The organism is uncultured Nostoc sp. (genome assembly GCF_964247315.1).
In the GTDB taxonomy this organism is placed as follows: domain Bacteria; phylum Cyanobacteriota; class Cyanobacteriia; order Cyanobacteriales; family Nostocaceae; genus Nostoc.
On the sequence record NZ_CAXTTT010000086.1, the window covers coordinates 25,496 to 34,334 of the forward strand.

The 8,839-nt window shown below is 40.2% G+C and carries 8 protein-coding genes and 1 pseudogene; 3 read left to right on the forward strand and 6 right to left on the reverse strand.

Features of this window, described 5'->3' with window-relative positions:
• Positions 1-73 precede the first annotated feature (73 nt).
• The gene (locus ACFE93_RS23375; protein WP_375476714.1) at positions 74-1,732 is read right to left on the reverse strand and encodes an ArnT family glycosyltransferase; all 1,659 of its coding nucleotides are present in this window, start codon (positions 1,730-1,732) and stop codon (positions 74-76) included.
• Positions 1,733-1,868: 136 nt separating this feature from the next.
• On the opposite strand from ACFE93_RS23375, the gene ACFE93_RS23380 reads away from it, so the two are divergent.
• Complete coding sequence (locus ACFE93_RS23380; RefSeq protein WP_375476716.1) at positions 1,869-2,513, forward strand: class I SAM-dependent methyltransferase; 645 nt, start codon at positions 1,869-1,871, stop codon at positions 2,511-2,513.
• A 150-nt stretch (positions 2,514-2,663) separates the two neighbouring features.
• A complete protein-coding gene (locus ACFE93_RS23385; RefSeq protein ID WP_375476718.1) occupies positions 2,664-3,119 on the forward strand; it encodes an EVE domain-containing protein in 456 nt (151 codons plus the stop codon).
• A gap of 89 nt (positions 3,120-3,208) precedes the next feature.
• On the opposite strand, the gene ACFE93_RS23390 is transcribed toward ACFE93_RS23385, so the two are convergent.
• The 3 genes from ACFE93_RS23390 to ACFE93_RS23400 form a co-directional block, all read right to left on the reverse strand.
• Positions 3,209-4,033: a zinc-dependent peptidase gene (locus tag ACFE93_RS23390; RefSeq protein ID WP_375476720.1), complete on the reverse strand. Its 825-nt coding sequence runs from the start codon at positions 4,031-4,033 to the stop codon at positions 3,209-3,211.
• An 84-nt stretch (positions 4,034-4,117) separates the two neighbouring features.
• Positions 4,118-6,040, reverse strand: a complete 1,923-nt coding sequence (locus ACFE93_RS23395) for an Hsp70 family protein (protein WP_375476722.1) — start codon at positions 6,038-6,040, stop codon at positions 4,118-4,120.
• Positions 6,041-6,054: 14 nt separating this feature from the next.
• Entirely contained in the window at positions 6,055-6,963 is a 909-nt protein-coding gene (locus tag ACFE93_RS23400; protein ID WP_375476724.1) for a hypothetical protein, read from the reverse strand.
• 155 nt (positions 6,964-7,118) lie between these two features.
• Between ACFE93_RS23400 and ACFE93_RS23405 the strand changes: the two genes are divergently transcribed.
• Positions 7,119-7,910 carry an S-adenosyl-l-methionine hydroxide adenosyltransferase family protein gene (locus ACFE93_RS23405; protein ID WP_375476726.1) on the forward strand — a complete coding sequence of 264 codons (792 nt, stop codon included), beginning with the start codon at positions 7,119-7,121 and terminating at the stop codon, positions 7,908-7,910.
• Between the two features lie 43 nt (positions 7,911-7,953).
• On the opposite strand, the pseudogene ACFE93_RS23410 reads toward ACFE93_RS23405, so the two are convergent.
• A pseudogene (locus tag ACFE93_RS23410) lies at positions 7,954-8,340 on the reverse strand (SDR family oxidoreductase).
• A gap of 36 nt (positions 8,341-8,376) precedes the next feature.
• On the reverse strand, positions 8,377-8,550 hold the full coding sequence (locus ACFE93_RS23415; RefSeq protein WP_375476728.1) for a hypothetical protein: 174 nt from the start codon (positions 8,548-8,550) through the stop codon (positions 8,377-8,379).
• Between the last annotated feature and the right edge of the window lie 289 nt (positions 8,551-8,839).

Here is an 8,839-nt window from a genome sequence, read left to right on the forward strand (position 1 = left end):
TAAGAAAATACTTAGTACACGTACTATTATACCTAAATCAATATCATTTAACAATACTTGCTTTGCATCCGTCTTAGGGAAGAACTTGAATCAACTGGTACTCTTTTACTGTACCGAGAACGTGGTGAGTCCGAGATAATTTAGGGGACTGGTAAGTATAGATCAAAGCATAGCTCAAAGCTGGTACTTGGGAAATAGAAACTACTGCTTGAGGGGGAATAGGAAGATAGAAATTAAGCAGTACTTGGATTTTCTGGTCTATTTGCACAAGGTAGATAGGATGAGATTGGATAATTGAAGCGATCGCACTTTGTTGTAAAAAAGTTCTTAAAACAGGATTATAGTCACTTAAAAAACCGACGCTACCCATCGTTGCCAAAGTCAGCCAACAGGTAATTAACCATCCTGCAATCCAGTAACGTGCTGTGAGAAACTTCTTGCCAAAGTGGTAACGACTAATCCACACCACAGGTAAAATTAACCAACCCAACCCCATAGCTAAGGTAATAGTTGCATACTTGCGGATGTCAGAACCACCGTAACTAATAATAACAGTACTTGCTATTACAAGAAAAATACCTAATCCACCAAAGCCATAACTGAGGTTTCGAGAAAGATTATTCCTTGCAAAAAGGTTCAATATATTTTTTTTACCTTTTTGAAGAGGGAATTGTGGGTGAATTTCTGTCTGGTAAATATTGCCTAACCAGCTTAAACCCACAGATGCCAACAAAGCTATAAACGGATAAAGGCAAAGACTATAGTGAGGTAAACGAGTGCTAAAAATACTCAATTCTACAAATAAGACAAGTGGAAAACCAACTAATATTAACTGGTATAGAGGAATAGGACGACGGACAGTTAAAAACAAACCTAAAAGTCCGAAAAAAGGCCAAGGAAATGCTTTTAAAGGAATATTCCATACATAGAATAGCGGCCCATTATGCTCCCGATCTTCAGAACCTAGCTGTACAACAAACTTAAGCAACTCCTCAAAACTCTGATTTCCATAGTGCAGCCAGCTTAACCACAGCCAAATGCCAGTGGGTATTAAACCTACGAAAAAGCCTAGATATAAAATTGGATTAGTAAGATGACGATGACGATGATGTTCCCAAATTAAATAAGGTAATAAAGCTATAATTGGCAAAAAAATCATAAAGCTTCTGACTAAGAAGCCTAAACCTAAACTTAAACCAGCTATAAAACTCCAAAAATAGTGATATTTAGGATATAATTCTGTTTTTAATAAAGAAAAAATAGCTAAAAGTACCAAGAAAATCATCGGTACATCAGGCGTACTTAAGCGAGAGTATTGTAGCCAGAGAAATTCCCCACTTAAAATAGCAGTAGCTAGCCAAGCTAATTTTTTGCCTAGCATAATTTTGCCAATTTCATACACCAGCCATAAGCTAAAAATGCTAGCAATCATACTAGGAAGACGCGCACTGGTATCACTGATACCAAACAACTTGTAGAAACTGGCGATTAACCAATAAGATCCAGGTGTTTTATGATGTGCCGTTTCCCAAGGAGTTATCCAATTACCAGAATCAAACATCAGACGGGCACGCGAAGCGTAAAGGGCTTCATCATGTGCCATCAGGCTATTGTGCCCAGAAGTAAATAATAATAAAGGTAGCATCCAAAGGAATAAACTTAAATAGGGTAACGATTCTACCAGGCGGATTTTTCGCAAAATATGCTGCCAGAAGTGTAGTTTATGGAACATTGAATTGATAAAATTGAATGCTGCTATTTAGACTCGTTTAGTGTCCTATTGTTATTAAAATATGTTACATAGTGTTTTTTGAAAAATATTTGAAATTGTTGCAATTTTCTAAAAAAGTACTCTAAAACAGAGATTTATGCAGTTAAGACCGAATCAACGCCTGAAATTAGACGATACAGACGATAAGCTGTTCTATGCCTATCCTCGCTTCGTTACCCATGTGGATGAAGGATTTATTCAACAGCTAACGGATTTATACCGCGATCGCCTCAAACCCAACACCCGCATTTTTGATATGATGAGCAGCTGGGTGTCTCATCTACCAGAAGAGATGCAGTTTGACCATGTGGAGGGACACGGACTCAACGCTGAGGAACTAGCACGTAATGCCCGCTTAAATCATTATTTTGTGCAAAATATTAACGAAAATCCCCAGCTACCTTTACCAGATGAAGATTTTGATGCTGTTCTCAATTGCGTATCTGTGCAATATGTGCAATATCCAGAAGCAGTATTTTCCGAAATGTACCGCATCCTAAAACCCGGTGGTGTTGCAATTATCAGCTTTTCTAACCGGATGTTTTTTGAAAAGGCGATTCAAGCTTGGCGAGAGGCTTCAGAAGCACAGCGAGTCGAATTAGTCAAAGAGTATTTTGCCTCAGTTCCAGGATTTACAACCACAGAAGTTATAGCTCATAAATCAACATTACCGAATTTATTACAGTGGTTGGGTGCATCTGGAGGAGATCCGTTTTATGCGGTTATAGCATATCGTAGTTAAGCCAAATATTCACTAGTACAATGTCTAAGCTAGTGCAAGAAAGCTTGTAGTAAAACTTTAGTGCTTAGAAAATAAGGACTAAAGTCCTTACTACGAACTTACTTAGCTACTCAAAATTAAAATACTTTTGTATATACATAATTTCTGTAGATGAATTATTGGCTAATGAAATCAGAACCAGAAGCCTATAGTATTGCTGACCTTCAACAGCAGAAAGAGACTATCTGGGACGGTGTTCGCAATTATCAAGCTCGCAACTTTTTGCGCCTTATGGATGAAGGAGACTTAGCTTTTTTCTATCACTCCAGCACTAATCCTCCCATTATTGCTGGGTTAATGCGTGTGGTGAAAAAAGATATTGCTGACCCGACGCAGTTTGAGCCAGAAAGTAAATATTACGACCCAAAATCAAGTTCCGAATCCCCTCGGTGGCAAACAGTTGTAGTGGAATTTGTTGAGACTTTTTCTAATCCCATCTTGCTATCAATACTAAAAGAGAAGTTTAGCGCCGAAGAGTTAATGTTGGTGAGACAAGGAAATCGGTTATCAGTGATGCCCGTCCCTGAAGCAGTAGCTTTGAAGATTCTAGCGATGAAAACCTCCTAGTTAAAATAATTCGTAATTCGTAATTCCTAAAACATTTTGAAGGAAGGTTGATAACTGAATATAATGTGATTTATCCTTGACCACTTACTTCACACCCATTGCACGGGATCTAATTGATAGTAACGTTGTAGTTGCTCATAAAGTGCCGGATGCTTAGACAGCAATTGGTGCGGTTTTTCAAAGAATGTCTCAGTCGCTACGGCAAAAAATTCTGCGGGATTCGTTGCGCCATAGCTATCCATTACCGTCTTTGCACCTTGCAGAACATCATTACAAAGTTGCTGATATGCTTCTGTCATTACTTTAGCCCAAATAGGATAGTCTGAATTGCGTTGCAGTATCGGAACTCCTTCAGCTTTACCATCTTCTTGATCCAATTGATGGGCAAATTCATGAAGCACAACGTTACGTCCATCTCTCCAGTTATTAATGTCTTGTTTCACTTGTTCCCAAGACAGTACTACTTGGTCATTTGTCCACGATTCACCTAGTCTTGCTACACGCCTTTCTTCAACAACATATTTTCCGACAGAAGTTGTTTCCTGAACAAAATAAGCGTTGGGATAGACCAGAATTGAACGAAGTCTGGGGAAGTACTGCCCACGTTCATTTAGTAGAAGTAAACAGGCGACAGCCGCAAGGGTCAGTTTCATTTCCTCTGTCACCTGTAATCCTCTACAGCCAATAAATTGCTTTTCTGCTAAAAAAACTTGAATATGTCCCTGAAGTCGTCTAATTTCATCGGGAGAAAGATAGGGATAAATGGGAAAACTATTCTCGACAATGGCACTCCAGAGTGGGGGAAAAGGACGATGTTTAAGCCGATTTCTTCGCCTTTTTACTAGAATCGGATTGAATAAAATCCCAGCGATAATCAGCCCAATGATAAAAAAGAAAACTATGATTTTAATCATTGACTTTTGAGCAGCTTACATATTGAATTCACTAGTAAGCAGAAAATTTAGAATAATGTTATTGTTGTCGCTCACTAACTACCGCTATTGGATCAGAATTATACAAGATTGAACCTTGGTAGAAAGGCTTGTTTGAAGTCCTTGCTCAACTTTGACAATCAATTTATCAAAAGCCTCTTGATTTGCTGTCAGTTGTTCTTGAAGAACTTTCTCTAACTCAGGCTTTATTTGCTCACACATATCCTGAATTTTTTTGTCGCTCAAAAAATTAGAACGAATCCAACTAGGTACATCTACATTTGTCTTAATTACTTCTTGAACAGTCTTACGATTTAACTCCATTCCTGCTGCCATCACTGAAGCCCCATATACTAGTGCAATCGGCCAAGTTAAATGTCCAGTTAGTATTAGAGTGATAATGCTAGCCACAGCACCTCCACCAATTACTACATTGACGATAAACGCTACTGTCTCAGCCAGGATAGCATCTCCAATTTGTAACTCTGGGTTAACAAAATTTGGGTCAATACTATCCTCAAACCTTAAGCTGCTTCTAGGTATCTGAAACTTTCGACATATTGGATCGGTTTGTGCGGCTAAATCGGGTTGGATTTTATTGCTAAACCAAGAAGCGCATTGATGATTAATTATCTGCACAGCGCGATCGCTTTTGAGCCACTGTTCTGCCCGACCGATCAAAGCTGTTTCTAAATCGGCTAAAGTCCGTATTTTGTTTTTTTGCCAATCTTTTAAAGCTGGTTTAACTGCGTTGACAATCAAACCATCCGCCAAAGGTTTAGTTAGTGATTCGATTAACTGCGGGATATGCCTTTCAATCAAACCTTTAAGCTTGTTCGAGGTAAATAGTTTGTTTACTTCTTGTTTAAAAGCAGCAGCACGCAGATCCCATCGTCCTACTCGTGCTAAACCCATTGCAATGCACCGTTCCGGCTCTGGATCGGGGCGAAGCAGCGTTTCTGGTTCGGGAAACATTTCCTGACAAAGAATGTGCGTAAACTTCATGCGAGATGCACCGCCAGTCATCAGCACAAGTTTTGGTACGATTCCAAGTTTTTCCAGCTTTTCTTTTGCCTCGGTTAAAGAGTCACGAAATGATTTAATCCAACTATGATGCTCCAGTTCCGGTAAGGGCTGGTTTAAGATTTCCTCCATCATCAATTTATTGACTTGGGGAATAAAATAAATCTGTTCGTTAATCGACTCGAAGCCACGCGCAAAGGATTCAGGATCGCTATATAGCTGTTCATTAGAAAAGTAATCTTCTTTAGCTTTGCGGCAAGCAAGTTCACAACGAGCTTGGTGATGGGGATATTCCTGAAATACTTTTTCGAGTAATGCTTTTTGTTCGTGGTTGGCAAGAGTCCGGGCAAAAATAGCTTTGTCAATTAAGGATGCTCCTAAAGTATTACTCCCAAAATCTATCGGGATTTCTTCTAAGCTTTTAACCAGAGTAAAATCTGTGGTTGAAGAACCAATATCGACAATTAGCACCGATCCAACAAGTTTGTCATACTCCAACTTCCCGGCTTCCTTGGCTTGCATGAAAGCAGCCCGCGATTCGGGTACAACATTTAGTTGGGGAATGCCAGCTTCTTGAAGTAGCTTTTGGTATTCGGTGCGATCGCTAACTGACCATCCTGAAGGACAACCAATGTAAAAATAGCTACCTTCTTTGCCTTCAACTTGTTTACTTTCTTGTAAAAGGCGGTAGTAGGTTGCCACAAAAGTGCTAATTGTTTCCCGATATTTGGGATCGTTGTTGGGTTTTTGCTTGAAAGAGATTGTCAGTTGGGTAACGCCAGCTTGAATTAATGCTTGTTCGCCGACAAGATAACCGAGTTTGGGATGCCAGCCAAGGGCAGTAATTTGGTTCTTCTTGTTATTAATCTCCAGCATCTGGGGGGGTTCGATGCTTTCCACTATCGCTTTAGCTACAGCCGTTTCACCGTGTCCCAAATCAAAACCGATTGTTTCTAAAATTTCCATACCCTTATTGTCTATTATTCTCTAGCAGAGGAATATGCTGGCTCAATTACCCTACCGCGTCTAATCAAGCGATCGCCTTTCAACAAAGCCGGAGTTAAAGTCACGTGATCTTTGGTATCGGGGTCGATACTTGGCTCAAAGTCAAAATAGCCGCGATCGCTGTGCGGGTCATTTGGTCGGTAAATTTGAGTATTAATTCCCTGAGACATTAAAATTTGTGGCAAAAGTTTCGCCAGTTCATGAGCCATTTGGGGTTTATCAAGTTTTGATGCGCCCATTAGCCTTTGCAGAAAATTTAATAGCTCTGGTAATTCTTCTATTGCTAGGTCGCCTTCATGTTTATTTGATTCTTCTACTCTAGCTACTGCTAGGTCGATAGTGTTGAGAGCATCGCCAAGGCAATCTAGAAATACTTTGCTATCAACTCGGAGAATCGGTTGAGGTAATTCCAATAGCCCTTCAGATATAGAATTATTTTGCTGGTTATTTAATTCGAGTTGAAGTACAATTTCTAGTCCTATAAGTAGAGAAGTTAATAAGATAGCCATCCACGCACCTGGGGTAGTTTTACTTAAGGAAAACAACGAACCTAAGACGCCGATATAAACTAGTCCCTGTAGTAGTTTCAGGATTAATCTGCTCGAAAAAAACTTTGTACTTTGGTTAGTAATTTGCCTTTGCTCTGTTTGAGCCGCTTGAAGATAGTTAGCTGCTGCAAGAGTGGCGATAGACTGCCGCAGCGTATCCAGGAAAAACGAAGCTAGACGAACTTGAGCCAAATTAAGCTTTTCAATATAAATTCTTTCGAGATTATCGAGTCGGTTTTGAACCAGTTTAACTATTTGCTCAATGCCGATTGTATTATCAATATCTGTCTGGAGTTGGTTGCGTTCTTCGCTAAAAAGTGAGGAGATTGTTTTCATTGCATTGATTAAGATTTTAACGTTATTAATTAGGAGTGAAATCAACACTCATTTTTTCATTTCACCCTGTAATCACATAATGGCGGAATAATTCATAATTTCTAATTATGAATTAGGTTGATTGCAAATTACTACCCATCAAAAGGAGGAGCAGAATGTTTATCTGCGTCATTGCAGACTACGGTACAGGAGATCCGGCATTTACTGAAGTCACACAACGTCTGCTGATGGCTTTTCCCCATGCCCAAATTCATTTGCTTTCGGTTCCAGCATTTAGTACCTTAGCAACGGGATTCTGGATTGCCCAACTGGGACTCAACCCTGGCCCTAGCGATCGCTTAATTTATCACAACTGTGCGCCTCGTCAGGACGATCCTGAAGCTCGTCGAGACAATGAAGGTGAAGGACTAACTTATGCCCTTTTATCTAATGGTGTAAAAGTCGTAGGTGTGAATGCAGGCTACACCCTCTCCTTTATCAAAGACTATACAAAGGAGTTGCGAGCGGTCAACGTTTCTCGTGGTGGTTCGCAGTTTCGCTCACGCGATGTGTTTCCTCCGGCTGCGGCTGCCATTATGAATGAAGATTTTAGCATTTTGGGAGATAGCTTGAAGAGTGAGCAAATCCCAGATGTTCCACCAGATCGAATTGCCTGGATTGATGGCTACGGCAACATCAAAACAACTATCGGGGCCCATACACTTAATTTGGAGCCTCAAAGCAAGATCGTGATCCGGATTGGAGATGTGGTCAGCGATGCAGTGTATTCTGATGGTAGTTTCAAAGTATCTGAAGGAACTTTGGCCTTTGCTCCTGGTAGTTCCGGTTGGTCAAGAGGCGATTCAGGAGAACCATTGCGCTTCCTAGAGCTATTTCTGCGAGGAGGGAGTGCTTGGGAACGCTTTGGTCGTCCCCGTGTAAATCAGCAAGTAACTCAAATTGCCTAAAATTGCTTAGTTGGCTTTATCGAGTCGTCCTGACCAAAAGCGATTAGATTTGTGCTGTGCCGCTATTGACGAACAATTCGATGCCAGTGATGTAACTGCTGTCGTCAGAGGCAAGGAAAGAGACTGCTTTGGCGATTCTGTCGGGTGTGCCTGGGCGACCCAAAGGCGTGATAGTAGCGGTATCCGCCTTTATTTGCTCAATTTGCTCGTCGCTCATGCCGAGTTCAGTTTTGTAGGCAGGTGTAATTACCGTCTCAGGACTGACAACATTGACTCAGATTTGGCGGTCTTTGAGATCGACTGACCACGTGCGTGCGAACGATCGCAGTGCTGCCTTGGTAGCAGCATAGACGCTGAAAGTTGGTATACCCTTGATTGATACCATCGACCCGTTGATGACGATCAACCCACCAGCAGGCATCAGCGGCAATAACCTTTTAATTCATGTTGTCAAGTGAGTTTTATACTAGAAGGTATGAAAATAGAAAAATCTCATAGCGATCGCTTTGACCAACTTCGTCACGACCGTTAACGTTGACATAGCAGTCCAAACTGCGGGCGTGTGATTGCGACGAGTTGCCGAGAGAGCTTTGCTTATAAGATATCCATTAGACTTATCCGCCAGACGTACAGAATCCATACCGAATTCTGATTCCTGAATTCTTTCTTATTAAAGTAGTAATTATTACTAATCATTACTAATTATTTTTTGAGGCTTTATAGCTTCTTAATAATATTTCAGAAAATATATCGATGTAATTAATATCTGCAATCAGCAAAATAACAAAAGGAGAATGATTCTTCTGTTTTAAATTTCTTGATGAGAAAAAATCAAATTGAATTTTCAATAAATAATTTATGGATTATGCTCTTATCCTTAAATCATTTAATAGACCTCTTGCATAAATCAAAAATAAAGAACCCCACCC